16 protein-coding genes are annotated in these 22,686 nt (G+C 62.3%); 8 read left to right on the top strand and 8 right to left on the bottom strand.

Annotation, left to right across the window (positions count from 1 at the left end; all coding sequences use genetic code 11):
- Window positions 1-70: 70 nt before the first annotated feature.
- Window positions 71-3,511, bottom strand: coding sequence for a transcription-repair coupling factor (gene mfd / locus ACW8PS_RS08770; protein ID WP_491526986.1), 3,441 nt, complete (start codon window positions 3,509-3,511; stop codon window positions 71-73).
- A 20-nt stretch (window positions 3,512-3,531) separates the two neighbouring features.
- Window positions 3,532-4,053: a component of SufBCD complex gene (locus ACW8PS_RS08765; RefSeq protein WP_491526985.1), complete on the bottom strand. Its 522-nt coding sequence runs from the start codon at window positions 4,051-4,053 to the stop codon at window positions 3,532-3,534.
- Between the two features lie 134 nt (window positions 4,054-4,187).
- On the opposite strand from ACW8PS_RS08765, the gene hemB reads away from it, so the two are divergent.
- On the top strand, window positions 4,188-5,186 hold the full coding sequence (gene hemB, locus ACW8PS_RS08760) for a porphobilinogen synthase (RefSeq protein ID WP_491526984.1): 999 nt from the start codon (window positions 4,188-4,190) through the stop codon (window positions 5,184-5,186).
- Window positions 5,187-5,189: 3 nt separating this feature from the next.
- On the opposite strand, the gene ACW8PS_RS08755 is transcribed toward hemB, so the two are convergent.
- Both ACW8PS_RS08755 and ACW8PS_RS08750 read right to left on the bottom strand, forming a co-directional pair.
- On the bottom strand, window positions 5,190-5,342 hold the full coding sequence (locus tag ACW8PS_RS08755) for a hypothetical protein (protein WP_491526983.1): 153 nt from the start codon (window positions 5,340-5,342) through the stop codon (window positions 5,190-5,192).
- 140 nt (window positions 5,343-5,482) lie between these two features.
- On the bottom strand, window positions 5,483-5,800 hold the full coding sequence (locus tag ACW8PS_RS08750) for a TraR/DksA family transcriptional regulator (RefSeq protein WP_491526982.1): 318 nt from the start codon (window positions 5,798-5,800) through the stop codon (window positions 5,483-5,485).
- A gap of 135 nt (window positions 5,801-5,935) precedes the next feature.
- Here ACW8PS_RS08750 and ACW8PS_RS08745 point away from each other — a divergent pair, with 135 nt between their 5' ends.
- The 5 genes from ACW8PS_RS08745 to ACW8PS_RS08725 all read left to right on the top strand — a co-directional run bounded on the left by ACW8PS_RS08745 (window position 5,936) and on the right by ACW8PS_RS08725 (window position 11,614).
- Window positions 5,936-6,799 (top strand): MBL fold metallo-hydrolase, encoded by an 864-nt coding sequence (locus ACW8PS_RS08745; protein WP_491526981.1) that lies wholly within the window; start codon window positions 5,936-5,938, stop codon window positions 6,797-6,799.
- A 102-nt stretch (window positions 6,800-6,901) separates the two neighbouring features.
- Window positions 6,902-7,333: a protein tyrosine phosphatase family protein gene (locus ACW8PS_RS08740; protein ID WP_491526980.1), complete on the top strand. Its 432-nt coding sequence runs from the start codon at window positions 6,902-6,904 to the stop codon at window positions 7,331-7,333.
- Window positions 7,334-7,399: 66 nt separating this feature from the next.
- Window positions 7,400-8,338 (top strand): lysophospholipid acyltransferase family protein, encoded by a 939-nt coding sequence (locus tag ACW8PS_RS08735; protein WP_491526979.1) that lies wholly within the window; start codon window positions 7,400-7,402, stop codon window positions 8,336-8,338.
- Between the two features lie 125 nt (window positions 8,339-8,463).
- A complete protein-coding gene (locus ACW8PS_RS08730) occupies window positions 8,464-9,021 on the top strand; it encodes a lipid-binding SYLF domain-containing protein (protein ID WP_491526978.1) in 558 nt (185 codons plus the stop codon).
- Window positions 9,022-9,145: 124 nt separating this feature from the next.
- Window positions 9,146-11,614 (top strand): penicillin acylase family protein, encoded by a 2,469-nt coding sequence (locus ACW8PS_RS08725; RefSeq protein WP_491526977.1) that lies wholly within the window; start codon window positions 9,146-9,148, stop codon window positions 11,612-11,614.
- Between the two features lie 60 nt (window positions 11,615-11,674).
- On the opposite strand, the gene ACW8PS_RS08720 is transcribed toward ACW8PS_RS08725, so the two are convergent.
- Window positions 11,675-12,895 carry a DVUA0089 family protein gene (locus ACW8PS_RS08720; RefSeq protein ID WP_491526976.1) on the bottom strand — a complete coding sequence of 407 codons (1,221 nt, stop codon included), beginning with the start codon at window positions 12,893-12,895 and terminating at the stop codon, window positions 11,675-11,677.
- 156 nt (window positions 12,896-13,051) lie between these two features.
- Between ACW8PS_RS08720 and ACW8PS_RS08715 the strand changes: the two genes are divergently transcribed.
- Window positions 13,052-14,215: a cytochrome P450 gene (locus ACW8PS_RS08715; protein WP_491526975.1), complete on the top strand. Its 1,164-nt coding sequence runs from the start codon at window positions 13,052-13,054 to the stop codon at window positions 14,213-14,215.
- A 155-nt stretch (window positions 14,216-14,370) separates the two neighbouring features.
- Here the strand turns inward: ACW8PS_RS08715 and uvrA are convergent, their stop codons facing one another.
- The gene (gene uvrA / locus ACW8PS_RS08710; RefSeq protein WP_491526974.1) at window positions 14,371-17,250 is read right to left on the bottom strand and encodes an excinuclease ABC subunit UvrA; all 2,880 of its coding nucleotides are present in this window, start codon (window positions 17,248-17,250) and stop codon (window positions 14,371-14,373) included.
- A gap of 223 nt (window positions 17,251-17,473) precedes the next feature.
- On the opposite strand from uvrA, the gene ACW8PS_RS08705 reads away from it, so the two are divergent.
- A complete protein-coding gene (locus tag ACW8PS_RS08705) occupies window positions 17,474-20,488 on the top strand; it encodes a vWA domain-containing protein (RefSeq protein WP_491526973.1) in 3,015 nt (1,004 codons plus the stop codon).
- A gap of 74 nt (window positions 20,489-20,562) precedes the next feature.
- On the opposite strand, the gene lpdA is transcribed toward ACW8PS_RS08705, so the two are convergent.
- Entirely contained in the window at window positions 20,563-21,957 is a 1,395-nt protein-coding gene (gene lpdA / locus ACW8PS_RS08700) for a dihydrolipoyl dehydrogenase (protein WP_491526972.1), read from the bottom strand.
- Window positions 21,958-22,067: 110 nt separating this feature from the next.
- Entirely contained in the window at window positions 22,068-22,649 is a 582-nt protein-coding gene (locus ACW8PS_RS08695) for a DUF924 family protein (RefSeq protein ID WP_491526971.1), read from the bottom strand.
- Window positions 22,650-22,686: the final 37 nt, after the last annotated feature.

The raw sequence follows: 22,686 nt of genomic DNA, 5'->3' as shown, positions 1-22,686 counted from the left end.
ATCGCTTGGACCGCGTTGAAATCTTTGATTTCAGGCAGCGTCAGGGGGGGCAGGTTATCTGGGAAGTGCTCTAGGTTTTTCGCACGACCTTCTCGGCCAGATCGCGGGCAATGGCAAAGGCCCCCTTGATCTTGTCGGCCTCGGATTTCCAGTCACGGCGCAGAATAATCTTGTTGTCGCGCAGTTTGGCCAACCCGTTCTGCGCATGAACAAAGTCGACCAGGCCTTTGGGATTGCTGAACTTATCATTGTGAAACTGAATGGTCGCGCCGCGCGGACCCGCATCCAGCCGGGCAATTCCGGCCCGTTTGCACATCGCCTTGATCCGCACCACCAGCAGCAGCGTATTGACCTCGCGCGGCAGCTTGCCAAAGCGGTCGATCAGTTCGGCGGCAAAGCCTTCCAGCTCCACCTTGGTGGCCAGTTGGCTGAGGCGACGATAGAGACCAAGCCGCACATCCAGATCAGGCACATAAGGCGCGGGTATCAGCACCGGCACGCCCAGATTGATCTGCGGGGCCCAGGCACCATCATCATCGGTCAGCCCCTCCATATCGCCGGACCGGATCTTGGCAATCGCTTCCTCCAGCATGGATTGATACAGTTCGAACCCGACCTCGCGGACATGGCCCGATTGCTCCTCGCCGACGATATTTCCGGCCCCGCGAATATCGAGATCCTGGCTGGCGATGGTGAACCCTGCCCCCAGACTGTCGAGACTGCCCAGAACCCGCAGACGTTTTTCGGCCGCAGGTGTCAGTTTCTTGCGCGGCTTCGTCGTCAGATATGCGTAAGCCCTTGTTTTTGAACGACCGACCCGCCCCCTGATCTGGTAAAGCTGCGCCAGCCCATACATATCGGCGCGGTGGATCACCATCGTGTTGGCGGTCGGAATATCAATGCCGCTCTCAATGATCGTGGTGGCCAGCAGCACGTCATATTTACCGTCATAAAAGGCGTTCATGCGGTCGTCCAATTCACCCGCCGCCATCTGGCCATGGGCCACGACATAAGTAACCTCCGGCACCTGATCGCGCATGAAGGCCTCGATCTCGGGCAGATCCTCGATCCGCGGCATGACGTAAAAGCTCTGCCCGCCGCGATAATGTTCGCGCAGCAGCGCCTCGCGGATGGTGACGGCGTCAAATTCGCTGACATAGGACCGGATCGCCAGCCGGTCGACCGGCGGCGTGCCGATGATCGACAGGTCGCGCACCCCCGACAGCGACATCTGCAACGTGCGCGGAATCGGCGTCGCCGACAATGTCAGAACATGCACATCCGAGCGCATCTCCTTCAGCCGTTCCTTATGCGTCACGCCAAAGCGCTGTTCCTCGTCAATGATCAACAGCCCGAGATTGGCAAACCGGATGCCCTTGGCCAAAAGCGCATGGGTTCCGATACAGATATCGACACTGCCATCGGCCAGACCTTTGCGGGTATCGCTGGCTTGTCTTGCTGGAACAAAGCGCGATAACTGTCTGATATTAACAGGAAACCCGCGAAATCTCTCGGCGAATGTCTGGGCGTGCTGGCGCGCCAGCAATGTGGTGGGCGCAATGATCGCGACCTGCATCCCGGCGATGGCGGCGACAAAACCGGCGCGCATCGCGACCTCGGTCTTGCCGAATCCGACATCGCCGACAATCAGGCGATCCATCGGGCGGCCGCGGGCCAGATCATCCATCACATCGGCGATTGCCGACAGTTGATCGTCGGTTTCCTCATAGGGAAAGCGCGCCGCAAAAGCCTCCCACATGTCGCCTGGCGGCTCAAGCACCGGCGCGTGGCGCAATTCGCGTTCGGCGGCAATGCGGATCAGCTTGTCGGCGATCTGGCGAATGCGTTCCTTGAGCTTGGCCTTCCTGGCCTGCCAGGCCCCACCGCCAAGCCGGTCCAGCAGCCCTTCTTCATGGCCATATCGGCTAAGAAGTTCAATGTTTTCAACAGGAAGGAACAGACGATCGCCACCGGCATATTCCAGTGCAATACATTCATGCGGCGCGCCCATCGCGGTCAGCGTTTCAAGCCCCTTGTAGCGCCCGACACCGTGATCGACATGCACGATCAGGTCACCGGGGCTGAGGCTTTGGGCCTCGGTCAGGTAGTTTTCAGCCCGCTTCATGCGCCGTTTTGGCCGGATCAGACGGTCGCCCAACACGTCTTGTTCCGAGATCACCGTAAGCCCGGCACCGGTAAAGCCCTGCTCCAGCGGCCAGACCACCAGGCTGAGGCTGCCCGGCGAAAAAGTGACACTCATGTCATTTATTTGTGACGCATCCGTCACTTTCTGGTCTTCCAGCAGACCCTGCAACCGTTCGCGCGCGCCCTGCGACCAGGACGCAATCACCACCGCGCGGGTCTCCCGCTCGGTGCGGATATGGTCGGCCAGAGCCTCGAACAGCCCGATATTTTCCTGCAGACGTTCCGGCGCGAAGCTGCGCCCGATACGGCCCCCCGCATCCACCACGCCGGGGCCGGAGGCCTGCGGCAGGGCGGAAAACCGAACCACCCGGTGCCCGGCAATCGCGCCGTCCCATGCGGCCTCATCAAGGTAGAGCAACCCCGGCGGGCACGGCTTGTAGACGGAATCGAGCCGACCCTTCTGCGTTAATGCGGTTCGTCTCGTATCATACTGATCTTCAATGGTTTCCCATCGTGCCAGCCGCTGCGGCAGGCTGTGATCATCCAGCGTGATACTGGCCTCGGGCAGGTAGTCGAACAGCGTCTCCAACCGTTCATGAAAAAACGGCAGCCAATGTTCCACACCCTGATGTTTGCGCCCGGCGCTGACGGCTTCATAAAGCGGATCATCGCTGCCGCCCGCGCCAAATTCGACCCGGTAATTCTGCCGGAACCGGGCAATGGCGGCGTCATCGAGAATGATCTCGGACACCGGGGCCAGCTCCACCCGGCGAAGCTGTTCAGTGGTGCGTTGCGTGGCCGGGTCAAACCGGCGCGCGCCATCCAGCATATCGCCAAAAAGATCCAGCCGAACCGGCGCAGATTCGCCCGGCGGCCAGACGTCGATAATGCCGCCGCGAATGGCGTAATCGCCAGGTTCCATCACGGTGGGCGATTGCGCATAGCCCATGCGCACAAGGAACCTGCGCAGCCCTGCTTCATCGATGCGCTGATCAACCTCGGCCAGAAAGGACGCGCCGCGCAACAGGTCGCGCGGCGGCACATATTGGGTGGCGGCGTTCAGCGTTGTCAGCACGATGAACGGCCCGCTCAACCCCGCCGCCAAAGCGGCCAGGGTCGCCATCCGCGCGGCCGAAATATCGGCATTGGGCGAGACCCGATCATAGGGCAGGCAATCCCATCCGGGAAAGCGCAGCACCGGCACGGAAGGGTCAAATACCGACAGCGCCGTGGCCATCGCCGCCATGCGTTTATCATCGCGCGCGATGTGGATGACCGGCGACCCGCTGCCAAGTTCAGCCAGCACACGGGTGGCGTCAAAGCCTTCGGGCACGCCGCCCATCAGGACGTGTTTATCTTTATTCATCAGATATTTGTCCAGCGAAGTTAAAGCCCAAGAGCGCCGTAGTTCAAATTGGTCCACATGCCCCAGAAGGCGGTGATGAAGATCGAGATGACACCGATCCCCTGCACCATCATGCGATGGTTTCGCAGGCGGCGGCCGAGATCTTCAAACCCGGTATCGCGCAGGCGATGGGCGGTATAGGCGGTCAGGATGGCAACCAGCGACATCGGAAAGGCCAGCAGGAACACGGCCTGGCCAAACTCGACGCCGTAGCCCCAGCCCAGAACGCCAAGCCCGGTGATGAGAAACGCCCCGAAACCCACGATCCAGAGCCCCGAAACCTCGATAATTGTCAGGATGCGGCTGACATTGACCTCGGCCAGCACCCGCATGTCATGGATCGAGCGTTCATGCCCGCGCCGGGCCCGCGTCACCATATCAAACGGCACGCCGACAACCCAGTGGCTGGCGGTCGACCACATCGCGGCCAGCGCGATCCAGTACCACAGGTTCGAAAACGACCTGAGGTCGATCACTTCGGTTGCGAGTTCAAGAAAGTTCAAGGTCGCTCTGCCCCTGCTGCCAGCGATTTTTTCGCACATTAGTCGCGCGCGCCGCGGGTTTCCAGCCCTTGAGAAAAGCCTGCGAACATGCCACCCCATTTGCAACAGTTTTTGCTTTGAAAGGTTGGCCCGCCATGCGTCGAAATCAGGCCCCCTACCCGCTGACCCGGTTTCGCCGCATCCGCGCGGGCGCGGCGATCCGCGATCTGGTGCGCGAAAACGCCTTGTCGGTCCATGATCTGATCTGGCCGGTTTTCGTGCGCGAGGGTCACGATGTCATTGAGCCTGTGGCCTCGATGCCCGGCGTCAACCGGCTGTCGGTGGACCGGCTGGTGGCGGCGGCGAAACATGCCCATGGGCTTGGCATCCCGGCGATCTGCATCTTCCCCTATACCGGCATGTCCGAGCGGACCGAGAGCTGCGAGCTGGCCTGGGATGCCGACAATATCGCCAACCGCGCCATTGCGGCGGTCAAACAGGCGGTGCCCGATCTGGCGGTGATGACCGATATCGCGCTGGACCCCTATAATGCCAATGGCCATGACGGGATCGTGCGCGATGGCATCATCGTGAATGACGAAACTGTGGACGCGCTGGTCAGGATGGCGTTGGCGCAGGCGCGCGCGGGCGCTGATATTCTGGGCCCGAGCGACATGATGGATGGCCGCATCGGCGCGATGCGGGCGGCGTTGGAGGCCGAGGGCCACCAGAATGTGGCGATCCTGAGCTATGCCGCCAAATTCGCCAGCGCCTGTTACGGCCCGTTTCGCGATGCTGTCGGGGCGTCGGGCGCGCTGACGGGCGACAAGAAAACCTATCAGATCGACCCCGCCAACCGCCGCGAGGCGCTGCGCTGTGTCGAACGCGACCTGAGCGAGGGGGCCGATATGGTCATGGTCAAGCCGGGGCTGCCCTATCTCGATATCTGCCGCGAGGTGAAAGACGCCTTTGGCGCGCCGACCTTCGCCTATCAGGTCAGCGGTGAATACGCGATGATCCAGGCGGCCAGCGCCAATGGCTGGATCGATGGCGAAAGGGTGATGCTGGAAAGCCTGACCTGTTTTCGCCGCGCCGGTTGCGACGGGGTGCTGACCTATTTCGCGCCGCGTGTGGCCGAGATCCTGAACGGATAGGCGTCAGACGGGGATGTCGTTGAACAGCTCATCCTCATCATCATCGAGCTTGGTGTCATCCTTCCAGCGCGGCTGTGGCCGGGGCGCGTCGGCCCTGGGTGCCTCGGGTTCGGCGCGGGCCTTGTCTTGCTGAAGTTCCTCGGGTGTTTTCGGCATCATTTCATCCTGATTGCGGCCCCGGGTTATCGGGGCGGTCCTGGTGGAGCCAGAGGCCGGCCGCTCTGTTGCGCCCGGCCTCTGGTCACTTGCAATGGCAGCCTTGAAAGCCCCAGCAAAAGGCTGCCCTCCCTTTCCCGTCAGGGAGCGCATTTCCGACAGAACGGCGTGAACGGCAGGACATCAAGCCGGTCTTCGGAAATTTTTCCGCCACAGGTGCCACAGAACCCGTATTCACCGGCATCCATGCGCGCCAGCGCGGATTTGATCTGGCGGATTTCGGCCTGGCCCTTGTTGCCCAGACCCTCAAGCACCTCGTCGCCCTCGCGTTCCACGGCCAGATCTTCCCAATCGCGATTGTTATGGCTTTCAAGCTCATCCTCGATGCCGTGCAACTGGCGGTCCAGCGCGACAAGGCGGCGGGTCAGTTGGGCGCGGCGGGTTTCGAGATCGACCATCGGGGCCTCCTGTCGGTTTCTGGCGTCATGGCGATCTTAGCGCGCCCGGGCCCACGCGGGCCTTGACCGAGATCAAACCCGGGCTTATCTGTCATCGGTATGATTGACTTTGACAACTGAATGGGAGTTTCCGGCATGCAACCCGATGTGACCGCCTTTTTCGACCCCGCGACGAATACCGTGTCCTATGTTGTGCATGATCCGGCCGGCAGCGCCTGCGCGATCATTGATACGGTGCTGGATTTCGACCATGCATCGGGGCGGACCGATACCGCCTCGGCCGATGCGATCATCGCATTTGTGCGCGAGCGCGGCTATGACTGCCAATGGGTTCTGGAAACGCATGTCCATGCCGACCACCTGTCGGCGGCCCCCTATATTCAGGAGCAGCTTGGCGGCAAGATCGGCATCGGTGCCAATATCACGATGGTGCAGGATGTGTTTGGCAAAGTGTTCAATGAAGGCACCGAGTTTCAGCGCGACGGCAGCCAGTTCGACCGGTTGTTTCAAGATGGCGACACTTTCCATATCGGCCAGTTGCGCGGCGATGTGATGCACACGCCCGGCCACACGCCCGCCTGCATGACCTATGTCATCGGCGATGCCGCCTTTGTGGGCGATACCGTCTTCATGCCCGATTTCGGCACCGCGCGGTGCGATTTCCCCGGCGGATCGGCCGAGGATCTGTACAATTCGGTGCAGAAGATCCTGGCGCTGCCCGATCAGACCCGGATTTTCGTGGGCCATGATTACAAAGCGCCTGGGCGCGACGAATTTGCCTGGGAGGCAACGGTTGCCGAACACAAGGCGAAGAATGTCCATATCGGCGGCGGCGCATCCAAGGAGGATTTCGTGGCCATGCGCGAGGCGCGCGATGCCACGCTTGGCATGCCGAAACTGATCATCCCGTCGCTTCAGGTGAATATGCGCGCCGGCCAGATGCCCCCGGCCGAGGATAATGGCACCACCTATCTGAAACTGCCGGTGGACAAGCTCTGACCGCCGCGAAGCGATGCCGGGATAGCGGTTTCCTCTTTTCTTTTCTGCAATACGGATGCAGGGTTTTTCGACCAGATCGCAATAGACAGGATACCGACGCAAATGGATCTCCGCCCGCTTTCCGAAGATTACATGGTCGGGCCGCAACTGGCCCCTGGCGATATGAGCGCGCTGGCGGCTCAGGGTGTGCGTCTGGTGATCTGCAACCGCCCCGACGCCGAAGTGCCGGCCGATTTGCAGGCCAATGCCATGCAGGCCGCAGCCGAGGCCGCCGGGATCGTGTTTGTCTATAACCCCGTCATTGGGGCCGCGATGACAATGGACAATATCGAGGAACAAGCCGCCGCGCTGGAGGCCGCCGAAGGCCCGATTGTTGCCTATTGCGCATCCGGCATGCGGTCTGCGGTAATGTGGGCCTTTTCACAGGCCGGCCGGATCGACACCGATGCCATCATCGCGGCGGGAAATGCGGCGGGGTTTTCGCTGGACGGAATGCGCGGCCGGATCGATGCGCTGGCCGCCCGCGCCGATTGAAGCGGTTGTGATGGGGCCTGGCGCGCTTTATGGCTGAGAGAACGGCCCCTGCGCCTGCTCCTGACGATGGTATCTGCCCTGCCCATGGCCCACCATGAGAAACAAAGCCGCGGTTTAGGCAATTGGCTGGTGGACCGGCTGTTGCGGGCCATGATCGGGCTGCTGCTGCTGGTTCCGCATCGGGTTCGCGTGCCTTTGATGGGCTGGCTGGCGCGCGCGGTGATCGGGCCGATCACGGGCTATTCGCGCCGGGCGCGGGCCAATCTGGCCTATATCTGGCCCGACATGCCAATCGCCCAACGACGCGCCATCGCAGCCAGGGTGCTGGACAATGTCGGCCGCACGGTGATCGAAAACTACGCCACCAATGACCAGAAGACCCGCGCGCAGAACTGGAATGTGCATGGCGAAGGGCTGGCGGCGGCCAAGGCGGCATTGGCTGAGAACCGGCCCATCTTGTTTGTTTCGGGACATTTTGGCAATTATCAGGCGGCGCGTGTGGCGATGAATGTGCGCGGATTCGCGCTTGGCGGTCTCTACCGTCCGATGAACAATGCCTGGTTCAACGATCATTATGTGCACACCATCGAGGCGGCGGGCGGGCCGGCCTTTTCGCGCGGGCGGCGCGGTCTTGCGGGGTTCCTGCGCCATGTCCGGTCGGGCGGCCACGGGGCGCTGCTGATCGATCAGTATTACGGCGATGGCGCGATTGTGGATTTCATGGGGAAACCTGCCCCCACGGCCCTGTCTGTTGGTGAAATTGCGCTGAAATTCAACGCTCTGGTTATCCCGATCTATGCCCGCCGGTTGGAAAACGGGCTTGATTTCGACGTGCTGCTTGAACCGCCCGTGGCCCATTCCGACGCCATCACGATGACCCGGGATCTGATGGACAGCCTGAGCGCACAGGTCCGCGAACGGCCCGAGCAATGGTTCTGGGTGCATCGGCGCTGGAAACCGGCGCGACAGGAAGACCGCCGCCGCCACGGGCTGACAAATCCGTAAAATAGGCGAAAACCCGCTAGATACGGTGGTTCATGGATGACAGACCCGCAAAACCTGCGTATCTTGCGCATCAAGGGCGAAATAACGTCCATTCAAGTGAGCAATTATACAGGCGGTCCCACCCCATGAGTACCCTGAGCAGGCGCAACCTCATTCTCGGTTCGGCAGCCATGATCCCGTTGGCGGCTTGCGGCAATGGCATCGGCTCCGATGCCGGCCAGCGCATTGACGCCCGCGTCGATAGTGCCATCGCCTTCATGCACGCCAATATCGAAGGCACCCGCGAACTGACCGGTGACGCCGAAGGCGTGCTGATCATGCCCTTGATCACCGAAGCGGGCTTTGGGTTTGGCGGCGGCTATGGTCGCGGTGCGCTGCGCATCAATGGCGCGACGGTGGATTACTATTCCTCGACCTCGGCCACATTCGGGTTTCAGATCGGGGCGCAGCAATATGCCCATGCGCTGTTTTTCATGACCGAAGAATCGCTGCGCGATTTCCGCTATTCCTCGGGCTGGGCCGTGGGGGCCGATATCGAATATGCCGTGAACCGGCAAGGCGGCAATCTGGGCGTCGAATCGACCAGCCTGCTGAGCCCCGTCATCGGGGTGGTATTCGGTCAGGCCGGGCTGATTGCCGGGGTAACGCTGGAAGGTCAGCGCTACACCCGCATCCTGCCGTGACGTCAGAAAGGTTCTGATCTTGCATTGCGGCGGCTTGCGGGTCGCCTCTTCTCTTTGCAAGGCTCGGCGGGCGCGTTAGGGTAACGGCTGTTCCCCCGCGACCCTCCACTATCGAAGGCAGGACATGGCCGTTTTTCTGCGCTGGATGATCCGTATCGTTTCCGTGGCTCTGGCACTGTCTGTTGGTGCCGTGCTTGTGACCTATTGGATATTTTCGCGCTCGATCCCCGATTATGACGGCGAATGGTCGGTGTCGGGGCTGGACGGGCAGCTGGAGATTGTGCGCTCGAACGCGAATATCCCCCATATCTACGGCGAGAGCGACGCCGACGTGTATTTTGGCCTCGGCTTTGTTCACGCCCAGGACAGGCTGTGGCAGATGCTGATGATGCGGCGCACCGTGCAGGGCCGCCTGTCGGAGCTGTTCGGGCAACGCACGGTGGCGATTGATACATTGCTGCGCCGGCTTGATCTTTACGGGCTGGCCAACCGCTCGGTCGCGGCCCAGGATCCTGAGACGCTGGCGATGCTGGAGGCCTATTCCGCCGGGGTCAATGCCTGGCTGGAGCTGGTCGCGGAAGAAGCTTTGGGCCGGGGCGCGCCCGAGCTGTTGCTGTTTTCCCCCGAGATCGCGCCGTGGCGGCCCGCCGATTCGATTGCCGTGATGAACCTGATGGCGTTGCAACTGACCGGCCAGCAAGAGGCCGAAGTGCTGCGTGCGCGCGCCTCCTTGATGTTGAATGATCCGGCCCGGCTGGCCGATATCCTGCCCGACCCGATCGGCGCGGCGGTGGCCGAACTGCCGGAATATGCGGCGCTGTTTCCGGATCTGCCGCGCTATGCCGCCAATACCGAGATCCTGCCGCGCGACCCTTTGTTCCCCGGGGGTGCCCCCATGATGGCCGGGGCCTCGAATGCCTGGGCCGCGGATGGCAGCCGATCGGCCACCGGCCAGAGCCTGCTGGCCAATGACCCGCATCTGGGGCTGACCGCCCCCACGATCTGGTATCTGGCGCGGCTGGAATTGAGCACCGGCGGCGTCATCGGCGGCAGTATTCCCGGCATGCCGATCATCATGGTCGGGCGCAGCGACATGCTGGGCTGGGGGCTGACCACATCCTATATGGACGATATCGACCTTTATGTGGAACAGGTGAACCCCGACAACCCGGAACAATACCGCACTCCCGAGGGCTGGGCCGAGTTTGAAACCCGCCGCTCGATCATTGACATTGCCGATGCCGATCCGATCACGATCACCCTGAGATCAACCGAAAACGGCCCCGTCATTCCCGGCGATCAGTGGAATTTCGGCACCGTGACACCGGCCGGCCATGTGATGTCGATGGCCTGGACGGCGCTGACCGATCAGAACACATCCATGCGCACAGGCCGCGAGCTGATGCAGGCCCAGACCATCGAAGAGGCGATGGCGGCGGGGCAGTATTTCGTGGCCCCAAGCCAGGTGCTGACCCTGGCCAGTGCCGACCGGGTGGCGATGCAGGTGATCGGGCGCATGCCGTGGCGGCTTCGCGAACATCAAAGCCAGGGGCGCATTCCGTCGCCGGGCTGGATCGCCGGGAACCGCTGGCAGGGCATGGTGCAGTATTTTGCCAACCCGCGGTTCATGGACCCCGAGGGCGGCATTCTGGGCAATACCAACAACCGCATCGTGGAGCGCGAATTTCCGCTGCATATGAGCTTTGACTGGGGCGATACGCAGCGCGTGGTGCGGTGGCAATCGCTGATGCAATCGCGCGAGGTTCACACCCGCGACAGTTTCATCGAGGCGCAGCTGGACACGGTATCACCGGCCGCGCGCACGCTGTTGCCGCTGGTCGGGCGCGAGCTGTGGTTCACCTCGCAGGCGGCCGCGCCCGGCAGCATCGAGGCGCGCCGCCAACAGGCGCTTGACCTGCTGGGTGCCTGGAACGGCGAGATGGATGAACACCTTCCCGAACCCTTGATCTACGCCGCCTGGATGCGGGCGCTGCAGCAGCGTCTGGTGCAGGATGATCTGGGGCCGCTGGCCAGCGCCTTTCAGCAATTGGAGCCGATCTTCATCGAACGGGTCTATCGCGATATCGACGGGGCCTCGGTCTGGTGCGATATCCGGCAATCGAGTATCGAGGAAAGCTGCACCGATATTGCCCGGATGGCGCTGGATGATGCCTTGCAGTTTCTGATCGAGCGCTACGGCGACAATATTGCCTCCTGGCAATGGGGCGATGCCCATCAAGCGGTGCATGAACATCCGGTTCTGGGCAATTCACGGCTGCTTGGCTGGGCCGTCAATATCCAACAATCGACCTCGGGCGGGGATAATACGCTCAATCGTGGAACCACGTCCGGCACGCTGCCCAACCCGTTTCAGAACATGCAGGGTGCGGGGTATCGCGGGGTCTATGATTTTGCCGATCCCGACAGTTCGGTCTTTGTCACGGCGACCGGCCAATCGGGCCATCCGCTGAGCCGGTATTACGACAATCTGGGTGAGCTGTGGCGGCGCGGCGAATATATTCCGATGTCGCTGGACAATGAACTGGCGCGGGCCGGCAATATCGGCGTGACGGTGCTGACGCCGCGCCAGTAGGGTGGAGCGTGGGGCCGCGCCCACAATCCGGGCGCGGCCTTGTCTGGGCGAGGACAGGCGCTACCGCGCCGGAACGTAGCGTTCTATGGCCAGGCGGATCACACCGTTTTCGCCGTGATATTGCGTCACGCCCAACATATAGGTGCCGGGGGCGACGCGGGTGGCGATCTGGGAATCGAGGGTGCCGCCGAAATCGTCATTTTGTGCCACGGCCCGGCCCAGATCATCAAACAGGTAGATCACCGGATCGGAATTGCCGATGCCTACGGCGTTGATCAGCACAAGGCCCGCCTCGGGCACGGTAAAGGAATGCCAGACCGCATCGGCACCGACCGTGCCATCGCGCACCAGGCGGGTGTCGAGCTGGCCCAGGGCGACAACCGGATAGCTCAGGCCATCGGAGGGCGGGCTGGCTTCGCCGCTGGCATAGAGATCGCGCATCATCTCGGATTGCGAGAAAACCGCGACGCTGACCTCGATCGGCAGGTTGGGATCGTTCAGCGCCCGCATGCCGATGCAGTAACTGCCCGCAGGCAGCGGATCGGTGAAATCAATCCGCGCATTCAGGCTGTTATAGTCGTCATTTTCGTCGATCAGCGTGCCTGCGCCGTCAAAGACATAGATATAGGGATCGGCGCGCGGATTGGTGGCGCGGATGGTGATCGGCGTCGCGGCCGAAAGGGTGAACCGGTAATAGGGCGCGCCGGTGACAGAATTGGTCGCCATTGCCTGCTGGCCCGGCAGTTGGTCCAGCGGGCCGCGACCAAGCGGGGTCGCGGGGGTATTGGCCATGCAGGCGGCTATATTGGAGCCGCCCGAGCCTTGTGTCAGCGCCGGATGATCCAGCAGACCGATGCGGATATCGGCCGTGATGGGGCCGCCGCCATAGCTGCGGGTGGCCAGGCAATAGGTGCCGGGTTGCAGGGCAATCTCGCCGCGCGAATCGAAATTGCCGCCGCTATCATCATCGGTCAGCACCAAGGTGCCTGCGGCGTCGTAAAGTTCGATCACCGGGTCGCCGCCGGATTGTCCGGCCGCCTCGACCCGGACCCGGGCCAAGGATGAGACGGTGAAGGCCGACACGAAATAGCCGCCGGGCGGAACCGCGCCGGTCTGGTCAAACGCCGCCGGTGCCGTGGCGATGTCTGATGTCGCAGCCGCGCCACCAATCCAGTTGCCGGCAGGCAACCCGGCCCCGCATTGCGCGACCTGCGCCATGGCCCCGGTTGCAAGACCGGTGGCCATCAGCCCGGCCAGAAACCCAGTTTTCAATCGTCGCATGGAGAATATCCTTCTGTCTGCAATTGCTCTGCTGCAACGATAGCGATGCGCACGCCAGTTTCCAGCCCTAACCCCCCGGGGCCATTGCAAGCCGGTGCCCGGCCAGACAAACTGGCCCCCGTAACACCCCCATGGCCCAAGTCGAGTTTCAAGAAAATGCAGCACCTGTCGCAATCGCCGACCGACCCTGAATTCGTGCAGGACCCTTATCCGTTTTATGCCCGCGCCCGCGCCGCCGGGCCGCTGATCTGGTGGCAGGACTACAACATGGCCTGTGCCACCACGCATGAAGCGGTGAACATGATCCTGCGCGACCGCCGCTTTGGCCGCGAAGCGCCCGAGGAATTGCGGAGCCCGATCCCCGAGCATCTGGCCCCGTTTTATGCCGTCGAGGCGCATTCCATGCTGGAGCTGGAACCGCCGCGCCATTCGCGGTTGCGATCGCTGGTGCTGCGCGCCTTTACGTCGCGCCGGATCGCGGGGCTGAAGGACGGCATCGGGGTGCTGTGCCACGATCTGGTTGATGCGTTCCCCGCGGGCGAGTTTGACCTGCTGGATGCCTATGCACGCCCCCTGCCCGTCACCATCATTGCCCGGCTGTTGGGGGTGCCGGAGGAAATGGGGCCGGAGCTGCTGCGCTGGTCGAACGCGATGGTGGGGATGTATATGGCGGGCCGGACCCGGGCCGATGAAGATGCGGCGGTGGCCGCGACGGATGCATTCGTGGATTTCATGCGGGCCCATATCGCGGCGCGCCGCTCGGAGCCGCGCGATGACCTGATCACCAGCCTGATCGCGGCGGAAGAGGATGGCGACCGGCTCAGCACCGATGAGCTGATCACCACCTGCATTCTGTTGCTGAATGCGGGCCATGAGGCGACGGTTCATTCTTTGGGCAATGGGGTGAAGGCAATGCTGGAACATGGGGTTCGCGGCGGTGATGCGGGCGTGGTCGAGGAAATTCTGCGCCATGATCCGCCTTTGCACCTGTTTACCCGGCATGTTTACGCCGAGGTGGAGCTGTTCGGGCACCGGTTTCAGCGCGGCGATGAGGTCGGGTTGATGTTGGGATCGGTGGGGCGGGATGGGGCGGTGAATGAGCGGCCGGAGAGGTTTGACCCGAGCCGCGCGGCAGCCACGCATTTGGCGTTTGGTGCCGGCCTGCATTTCTGTGTCGGTGCGCCGCTGGCCCGGATGGAGATGGCGATGGCGCTGGAAGTGTTGTTTCAGCGCTGCCCGGGGCTGCGCCTGGTGGGGGTGCCGCGCTATGGCGATATTTATCATTTTCACGGGCTGGAGCGGTTGATGGTGCGGTGCTGAAGCGTGACGGGATCGGTTTGAATGGCAACCCGACCACGGCGGGGGACGCTGTCCCCCGCACCCCCTGGGATATTTGCAGCGCAAAGAAGGGGTGTCGGGGGATTGGGGATCCGCCGTGCCGCACCATTTTTTGAAACGGGCGGCGATGGGTCGGATTATTCTGCCGCGACCTGTTTTTTCAGCATCGGGGCCAGGTAGTGGCCGGTATGTGACGCGGCGATCCCGGCCAGGTGTTCGGGCGTTCCTTCGGCGATGATCCGGCCGCCGCCATCGCCGCCTTCGGGGCCGATATCAATGATCCAGTCGGCGGTTTTGACGACGTCGAGATTATGTTCGATCACCACCACCGTATTGCCCTGATCGACCAGCTCATGCAGCACCTCAAGCAGCTTGCGGACATCCTCGAAATGCAGGCCGGTGGTGGGTTCATCCAGAATATAGAGCGTGCGCCCGGTGGCGCGTTTGGCAAGCTCCTTGGAGAGCTTTACGCGCTGCGCTTCGCCGCCTGAAAGCGTTGTGGCCTGCTGGCCGACCTTGATATAATCAAGGCCGACGCGGGACAGGGCCTCCATCTTGTCGCGAATGCCTGGCACCGCCTTGAAGAAGCTGCGGGCTTCTTCGACCGTCATGTCAAGAACGTCAGCGATGCTTTTGTTCTTGAAGCGAATTTCAAGCGTTTCGCGATTATAGCGCGCGCCCTTGCAGGTTTCGCAGGTGACATAGATATCGGGCAGGAAATGCATTTCAATCTTGATCACGCCATCGCCATGGCAGGCCTCGCACCGGCCACCCTTGACGTTGAAGCTGAAGCGCCCGGATTTGTAGCCACGCGCCTTTGATTCCGGCAGGCCGGCAAACCAGTCGCGGATCGGGGTGAAGGCCCCGGTATAGGTGGCGGGGTTCGAGCGTGGTGTGCGCCCGATCGGGCGCTGGTCGATGTCGATGACCTTGTCGAGATGCTCCAGCCCTTTGATTGTCTCGCAGGGGGCCGGCGTCTGGCGGGCCCCGTTGAGCTTCATCGAGGCGGTCTTGAACAGGGTCTCGATGGTCAGGGTGGATTTGCCGCCCCCCGAGACGCCGGTGACACAGACGAACTGGCCCAGAGGGAAACTGACCGTGACATTTTGCAGATTGTTGCCATTGGCCCCGACCACGGTGACGGATTTGCCATTGCCTTGACGGCGGCTGGCGGGAACCGGGATTTCGCGCGCGCCGGACAGATATTGGCCGGTGATCGAGGCCGGATCGGCGATGATGTCGCGGGGCGTGCCCTGCGCCACCACCCGGCCGCCATGCACCCCCGCACCGGGGCCGATATCAAAGACGTAATCGGCCGCGCGGATGGCTTCTTCGTCATGTTCCACCACGATCACCGTATTGCCCTGATCGCGCAGGTTTTTCAGCGTCGTGAGCAGCCGGTCATTGTCGCGCTGGTGCAGGCCGATAGAGGGTTCATCGAGCACGTAAAGCACCCCGGTCAGGCCCGAACCGATCTGGGAAGCCAGCCGGATGCGCTGGCTTTCACCGCCCGAAAGCGTGCCGGCATTACGGCTGAGGGTCAGATACTGGAGCCCGACATTGTTCAGAAATCCGAGCCGGTCGCGGATTTCCTTCAATATGGCCTTGGCGATCTCGTTTTTCTGCGCGCTGAGGCTTTCGGGAACCAAAGCGCACCAATCGGCGGCCTCGCGGATCGACATCTGCACCACCTGGCCGACATGCAGATCGGCGATCCTGACGGCCAGCGCCTCGGGGCGCAGGCGAAACCCGCCGCAGGCCCCGCAGGGGCGGTTGTTCTGGTAGCGCTCGAAGTCTTCGCGGATCCAGGCGCTATCGGTTTCGCGGTAGCGCCGGATCATGTTGGGGATGATGCCCTCGAAGCTGCGCGTTACCTTGTAGACGCGACCGCCATCATCATAGCGGAACGGAAGTTCCACATCACCCGAGCCGTGCAGAAAGACCTGTTGCACGTCTTCGGGCAGCGCCTTCCATGGCGTTTTGGGGTCGAACCCGTAATGGCGGGCAAGGGCCTCGATTGTCTGAGTGAAATAGGGCGATTTGCCTTTGCGCCAGGGGGCCAGCGCGCCATTTTCCAGCGTCAGGGTGACATCGGGCACCACCAGACGTTCGTCAAAGAACAGCTCCACCCCCAACCCGTCGCAATCCGGGCAGGCCCCGAAGGGCGCGTTGAAGGAGAACAGGCGCGGCTCGATCTCGGGGATGGTGAAGCCGGAGACCGGACAGGCGAATTTTTCCGAGAAGGTGAAGCGTTGCGGTGCCTCGGGCGGGTCGGTGCCGTCGTCGCCTGCGCGCGGCGCGGTTTCCAGAATGGCAATGCCATCGGCCAGATCGAGCGCGGTGCGAAAACTGTCGGCGAGCCGGGGTTCCAGCCCGTCGCGGACCACGATCCGATCCACCACCACATCAATGTCATGGCGCAGCTTCTTGTCCAGCCTGGGCGGGTCATCGAGTTCGTGGAATTCGCCATCGACCTTGACGCGCTGGAACCCCTGTTTGCGCAGATCCAGCATTTCCTTGCGGTATTCGCCCTTGCGGTCGCGCACGATCGGGGCCAGCAGAAAGCCGCGCGTGCCCGCCGGCATCGCCATCACCCGGTCGACCATATCCTGCACCTGCTGCGCCTGGATCGGCAGGCCGGTGGCGGGGCTGTAGGGCGTGCCGACACGGGCAAAGAGAAGCCGCATGTAATCATAGATTTCGGTGACGGTGCCAACGGTGGAGCGCGGGTTCTTGCTGGTGGTCTTCTGTTCGATGCTGATCGCCGGGCTGAGGCCCGAGATATGATCGACATCGGGTTTCTCCATCATGTTGAGAAACTGCCTGGCATAGGCGCTGAGCGATTCGACATAGCGGCGCTGACCTTCGGCATAGATCGTATCGAAGGCCAGGCTGGACTTGCCCGAGCCGGACAGCCCGGTGATCACCACCAGCTGGTCGCGCGGGATATCGACGTCGATATTCTTGAGGTTATGTTCGCGCGCGCCGCGCACCTCGATATTTTTCAGCTCGGCCATGTCAGCCCCCCGGGACAGCAGTTGTTAACAGATAGTTGAGCCGGGCCGAGTCTCCAACCATAAAGTGAGAACATTCCCCGAACATTTATCCACAGGCCGGGTCTGTAATGCGCCCTGGAGGGGTTTTTCGCCTGCCCCCACGTCAATCGTAAGGCTTCCCAAACATGGGGCATGGGGATTAGACTGGTCGCATTCAGATTCAAATACTCATTCAGGATACCCCATGCGCCGCTTACTGACCTCCTGCGCCCTTGCATTTCTGACCGCCCTGCCCCTGTCTGCCCAAACCCTGCCTGCACAAACCCTGCCTGCACAAACCGACGACACCGCCGCGACCATCCTGGTGCTGGATGCCTCGGGGTCCATGTGGGGGCAGATCGACGGGGTCAACAAGATCGTCATCGCGCGCGAGGTTATCGGTGATCTGCTGACCCGGATCCCGGAAAACATGGCGCTTGGTCTGACGGTCTATGGCCATAACCGGCGCGGCGATTGTTCCGATATCGAAACCATGGTGCAACCCGGCATCGGCAATCGCGAGGAGATTGCGCGCATCGTCAACAGCGTCAATCCGCGCGGCCGCACGCCATTGTCGGATGCGGTGATTCAAGCGGCCGAGGCGCTGCGCTATACCGAAAACCCGGCCACGGTCATTCTGATCTCGGATGGGCGCGAGACCTGCAACCGCAACACCTGTGAGGTGGGGCGGGCACTGGAACAATCGGGGATTGATTTCACCGCGCATGTGATCGGTTTTGACGTGGCTGAACCCGAAGATATCGCGCAGCTTCAATGTCTTGCGGAGAGCACCGGCGGTCAGTATCTGTCTGCCTCCAACGCCACTGAGCTGGCCGATGCGTTGCAGCAGGTTGCCGTCGCCCCGCCGCCGCCGCCCGCGATGATCACGCTTCAGGCTGTGGTGGCACCCGATGACAGCGCCCCGGTTTCACCGCTGCTCTGGGAGCTGTTCGACGCCGATGGCAACGCGGTGATGGACGCGACGCAGGCGGCGGCGGTCACTCAGGTGCTGGAGCCTGGCAGCTACCGGGTGCAGCTCTATCGCATGGCACAGGAAACCGTCCATGCGGAGATGTTTACCGTGCTCGAGGGGCAGGATCAGGTGGTGACGCTGGTGCTGCCGCAGATCATCCCCACGGCCACGCTGTCGGCCAAGGATGAAGCCCCTGTTGGAGCCGAAATCGCCGTTGACTGGACCGGGCCCGATGGCGCGGGCGACGCGATATTGATCCTGCGTGCCGATGGCAGCGTCGAGGCATCGCGCGTGGCCACCGCGGGCGGCAATCCGGCCATGATCACCCTGCCGAGCAGCCCCGGCGATTACATCTTGCAATATTACAACCGCGATCTGCGGCGGGTTCTGGCCGAAGAACCGATTGCGGTCACACCGATCCCGGCCAGCATTGATGCGCCACAAACCGCCGTCGCCGGATCGACGATTCTGATCACCTATAGCGGGCCCGAGACCGAGGGCGATTTCATTGCCGCAGGCATTCCGGGGCGCGCGGCCTATGCCACCTATGCGCTGACCCGAGATGGCAACCCGGCAGGCCTGCGCGTGCCCTCGCAACCCGGCAGCTATGAGCTGCGCTATATCCTGGGTCAGGGGCGCGAAGTGCTGGCGCGCCGGATGCTGGAAGTGACGCCTGCCATGGCCACGCTGGACGCCCCCGACACCGCCCTGGCCGGCGACACGATCGCGGTGGCCTGGACCGGCCCCGGCTACCGGCCCGATCTGATTGCCGTATCGGTGCCGGGCAGCGCGACCGTGATCAACTATGTCCTGGCGCGCGACGGCAGCCCGGCCAGCATTGTCATGCCATCTGAGCCCGGCAGCTATGAATTGCGCTATGTCATGCAGCAGGATCGGGAGGTGATCGCCACCCGGCCGATCACGGTGACCGAGATCGGTGCCACGCTGGACGCCCCCGCCAGCGCGGTGGCCGGATCGACGGTTCAGGTTGCCTGGGACGGCCCGGATTACCAGAGCGATTTCATCGCTGTGTCACCGGTGGGTGATCCGTCGGGCTATGAAAACTACGCCTATACGCGCGACGGCACCCCATTGAGCCTGACCATGCCGACCGAACCGGGCCAGTATGAGATCCGCTATTATGTCAATCAGGACCGCTCCATCATCGGGCGGCGCATGATCGAGGTGACGGCGGTGGCGGCGAGGCTGGACGCACCTGCCAGCGCGGTGGCCGGTTCCGACATTCAGATCACCTGGGAAGGCCCGGATTATCAGAGCGATTTCATCGCTGTGTCACCGGTGGGTGATCCGTCGGGCTATGAAAACTACGCCTATACGCGCGACGGCACGCCGTTGAGCCTGACCATGCCGACCGAACCCGGCGAATATGAGATCCGGTATTTCGTCAACCAGGACCGGTCCATCATCGCACGCAGCCGCATCACGGTAACGGCGGTGGCGGCCACGCTGGACGCGCCCGCATCGGCCCCCGCCGGATCAACTGTGCAGGTTGCCTGGGCGGGCCCGGATTATCAGAGCGATTTCATCGCTGTGTCACCGGCAGATGACCCCTCGGGCTATGAGAATTACGCCTATACCCGCAATGGCAGCCCGGCCTCGGTTGAGATGCCGACCGAGCCGGGGCAATATGAGATCCGCTATTACGTCAATCAGGACCGCTCGATCATTGCCCGCCAGCCGATCGAGGTGACGGAGATTTTCGTGACCCTGCAGGCCCCGCCACAGGCCTTGGTGGGCGAAACCGTGCAGGTGGTCTGGGACGGGCCGGATTACCGCAATGATTTCGTGGCGGTGGGCCGGATGGATGAACCCACGCGCTATGAGGCCTATGCCTATACCCGCGAAGGCAGCCCGGCCTTGATCCAGATGCCGAGCCAGCCGGGCAGTTACGAGCTGCGCTATTACCTCAATCAGGATCGCCGCATCGCCGCGCGGGTGGCCATTACGGTGGCCGATCTGCCCGCCGTCACGCTGGATGGGCCGGCCACCGCCACCGCCGGCGGCACCATTCAGATCACCCATTCAGGCCCCGATTATCGCGGCGATTTCGTCGGTTTCGGGGTGGTGGGCGATGACCGGCGCTATGACGGCTACAGCTATACCCGCGATGGCCTGCCGCTGACGATGCGGGTGCCGGATGCGCCCGGCGATTATGAGCTGCGCTATTACATGCAGCCCGACAATCGCATTGTGGCGCGCCGGATGATCACGGTGATGGCCCCTTAGGGCGTAGATCAATGCAAAAGGCCGGGCGCTGTCTGCGGCCCGGCCTTTTGCATTTTGGTGCCCGGGTCCCGGGCTTACATGTGGATGACACGCCCATAGGCATCCAGCACCGCCTCGTGCATCATTTCTGACAATGTGGGGTGCGGGAAAACGGTGTTCATCAGATCTTCTTCGGTGGTTTCAAGCTGGCGCCCGACGATATAGCCCTGGATCAGTTCGGTCACTTCGGCACCGATCATATGGGCCCCCAGAAGCTCTCCGGTTTTGGCATCGAACACGGTCTTGATCATGCCCTCGGATTCGCCCAGAGCAATCGCCTTGCCATTGCCGATAAAGGGGAAGCGGCCGACCTTGATGTCATGGCCCGCCTCTTTCGCCTTGGCCTCGGTCAGACCGACGCTGGCCACCTGCGGATGGCAATAGGTGCAGCCGGCGATGGAATTGGGATTGATTGGATGTGGCTGGCCGCCGGTGATCAGTTCCGCCACCATCACACCCTCATGGCTTGCCTTATGGGCCAGCCAGGGCGCGCCCGCGATGTCGCCGATGGCATAGACGCCTTCGACCCCGGTGCGGCAATATTGATCGGTCACGATATGGGTGCGGTCCAGCGTGACGCCAAGCGCCTCCAGCCCCAGGCCCTCGGTATTGCCGACAATGCCGACGGCCGAAATCACCGTATCGAACTCATGTTTCTCAACCTTGCCGCCGGTCTCGATATGGGCGGTGACCTTGTCTGCGGCGCGGTCCAGCTGTTTGACCATCGCCTTTTGCAGGATCTTCATGCCCTGCTTCTCGAAGCTCTTTTTGGCAAAGGCGCTGATCTCGTCATCCTCGACCGGCAGCACCCGGTCCATCACCTCGACCACGGTCGTATCGGCCCCGAGCGTGTTATAGAAGCTGGCAAATTCGATGCCGATGGCCCCCGATCCGATGACCAGCAGCTTTTTTGGCATATGCGGCGGCTGCAACGCGGCCTTATAGGTCCAGACGCGTTTGCCATCGGCCTCGAGCCCCGGCAATTCGCGGGCACGCGCCCCGGTGGCGATGATGATGTCCTTGGCGGAAAGATCTTCGGTGCCCTTGTCGGTTTCAACCGTGACGCGGCCCTTGGCGGGAATCGTGGCCGACCCCATCACCACCGTGATCTTGTTCTTTTTCATCAGATGGCCAATGCCCGAAGACAGCTGTTTGGCCACCCCGCGCGAGCGTTTCACCACCGCATCCAGATCATAGCCGATATTGTCGGCTTTCAGGCCGAATTCGCGGGCCCGGTGCATCAGGTGAAACACCTCGGCGCTGCGCAACAGCGCCTTGGTCGGGATGCAGCCCCAGTTCAGACAGATGCCGCCCAGATGTTCACGTTCAACGATGCAGACCTTCTGGCCAAGTTGCGCGGCCCGGATCGCGGCCACATAACCGCCGGGGCCGGCCCCGATTACGATCGTGTCAAAGGATTGTGCAGCCATCCGTTATGATCCTCTCCGAAGAATTGGTCCGAGCCCGACCCATTTTCGCGCCGCAAGCTGTCGGATCGCGGCGTTTCAGGGGTGTGGTTTAATGATTGAACCATATATTTTCAAGCCGCAGGTTTCAGCTGTTCCAGCATCTTGCCATATCCCCCATCCGACAGAAAGGCCTTTTCCGCGACCGAGCTTTTGCGGCCAAGCGCCTCATTGCGATAGGGAAAGCGGCCAAATTGCCGGATGATCTGACGGTGGGCCCGCGCATGCAGCAGGTTGCTTTCGCGGCTTTCGGGCATTCGCTCGCACATCAGGCGCACGGAATGGTCCTGGTCGGGCAGGGATTCCGAATGCATGAATGGCAGGTAGAAGAACTGCCGCTCGGCTTCCGGAAACCGCATGTCCCAGCCGTGTTTCAAAGCCGAACAGGCCACCGATTTCGCCCGCTGATCGGTGGCGAAGGCACGTGGGTCGTTGCGGAAGATATTGCGCGGGAACTGGTCCAGCACGATGATCAGCGCCAGCGATTTTCGCGGGTGACCCGCCCAATCGACCAGCCGCCCGTCGCGCCCGTCCTGCCAGAGCGTCAGGTATCTTTCGCGGATCTCGGCATCAAATTCCGCGCCGCCCGTATACCATTTTTCCGGCCCGCTTTCGGTGATCCAGAATTCCAGCACTTCTTCTGATTTATGTGACATTGGCCATATCCTCCTTCTCTGTCTCCTGCCTCTGCTG

The organism is Alterinioella sp. (assembly GCF_058343375.1).
The sequence above is the reverse complement of the archived record's forward strand: the minus strand, read 5'-3'. Positions and strand labels throughout refer to the sequence as shown.

Coding starts and splice junctions, on each gene's coding strand:
- mfd (WP_491526986.1), bottom strand. CDS start 3,511: ATGAATAAAGATAAACACGTCCTGATGGGCGGCGTGCCCGAAGGCTTT.
- hemB (WP_491526984.1), top strand. CDS start 4,188: ATGCGTCGAAATCAGGCCCCCTACCCGCTGACCCGGTTTCGCCGCATC.
- ACW8PS_RS08755 (WP_491526983.1), bottom strand. CDS start 5,342: ATGCCGAAAACACCCGAGGAACTTCAGCAAGACAAGGCCCGCGCCGAA.
- ACW8PS_RS08750 (WP_491526982.1), bottom strand. CDS start 5,800: ATGGTCGATCTCGAAACCCGCCGCGCCCAACTGACCCGCCGCCTTGTC.
- ACW8PS_RS08745 (WP_491526981.1), top strand. CDS start 5,936: ATGCAACCCGATGTGACCGCCTTTTTCGACCCCGCGACGAATACCGTG.
- ACW8PS_RS08740 (WP_491526980.1), top strand. CDS start 6,902: ATGGATCTCCGCCCGCTTTCCGAAGATTACATGGTCGGGCCGCAACTG.
- ACW8PS_RS08735 (WP_491526979.1), top strand. CDS start 7,400: ATGGTATCTGCCCTGCCCATGGCCCACCATGAGAAACAAAGCCGCGGT.
- ACW8PS_RS08730 (WP_491526978.1), top strand. CDS start 8,464: ATGAGTACCCTGAGCAGGCGCAACCTCATTCTCGGTTCGGCAGCCATG.
- ACW8PS_RS08725 (WP_491526977.1), top strand. CDS start 9,146: ATGGCCGTTTTTCTGCGCTGGATGATCCGTATCGTTTCCGTGGCTCTG.
- ACW8PS_RS08720 (WP_491526976.1), bottom strand. CDS start 12,895: ATGCGACGATTGAAAACTGGGTTTCTGGCCGGGCTGATGGCCACCGGT.
- ACW8PS_RS08715 (WP_491526975.1), top strand. CDS start 13,052: ATGCAGCACCTGTCGCAATCGCCGACCGACCCTGAATTCGTGCAGGAC.
- uvrA (WP_491526974.1), bottom strand. CDS start 17,250: ATGGCCGAGCTGAAAAATATCGAGGTGCGCGGCGCGCGCGAACATAAC.
- ACW8PS_RS08705 (WP_491526973.1), top strand. CDS start 17,474: ATGCGCCGCTTACTGACCTCCTGCGCCCTTGCATTTCTGACCGCCCTG.
- lpdA (WP_491526972.1), bottom strand. CDS start 21,957: ATGGCTGCACAATCCTTTGACACGATCGTAATCGGGGCCGGCCCCGGC.
- ACW8PS_RS08695 (WP_491526971.1), bottom strand. CDS start 22,649: ATGTCACATAAATCAGAAGAAGTGCTGGAATTCTGGATCACCGAAAGC.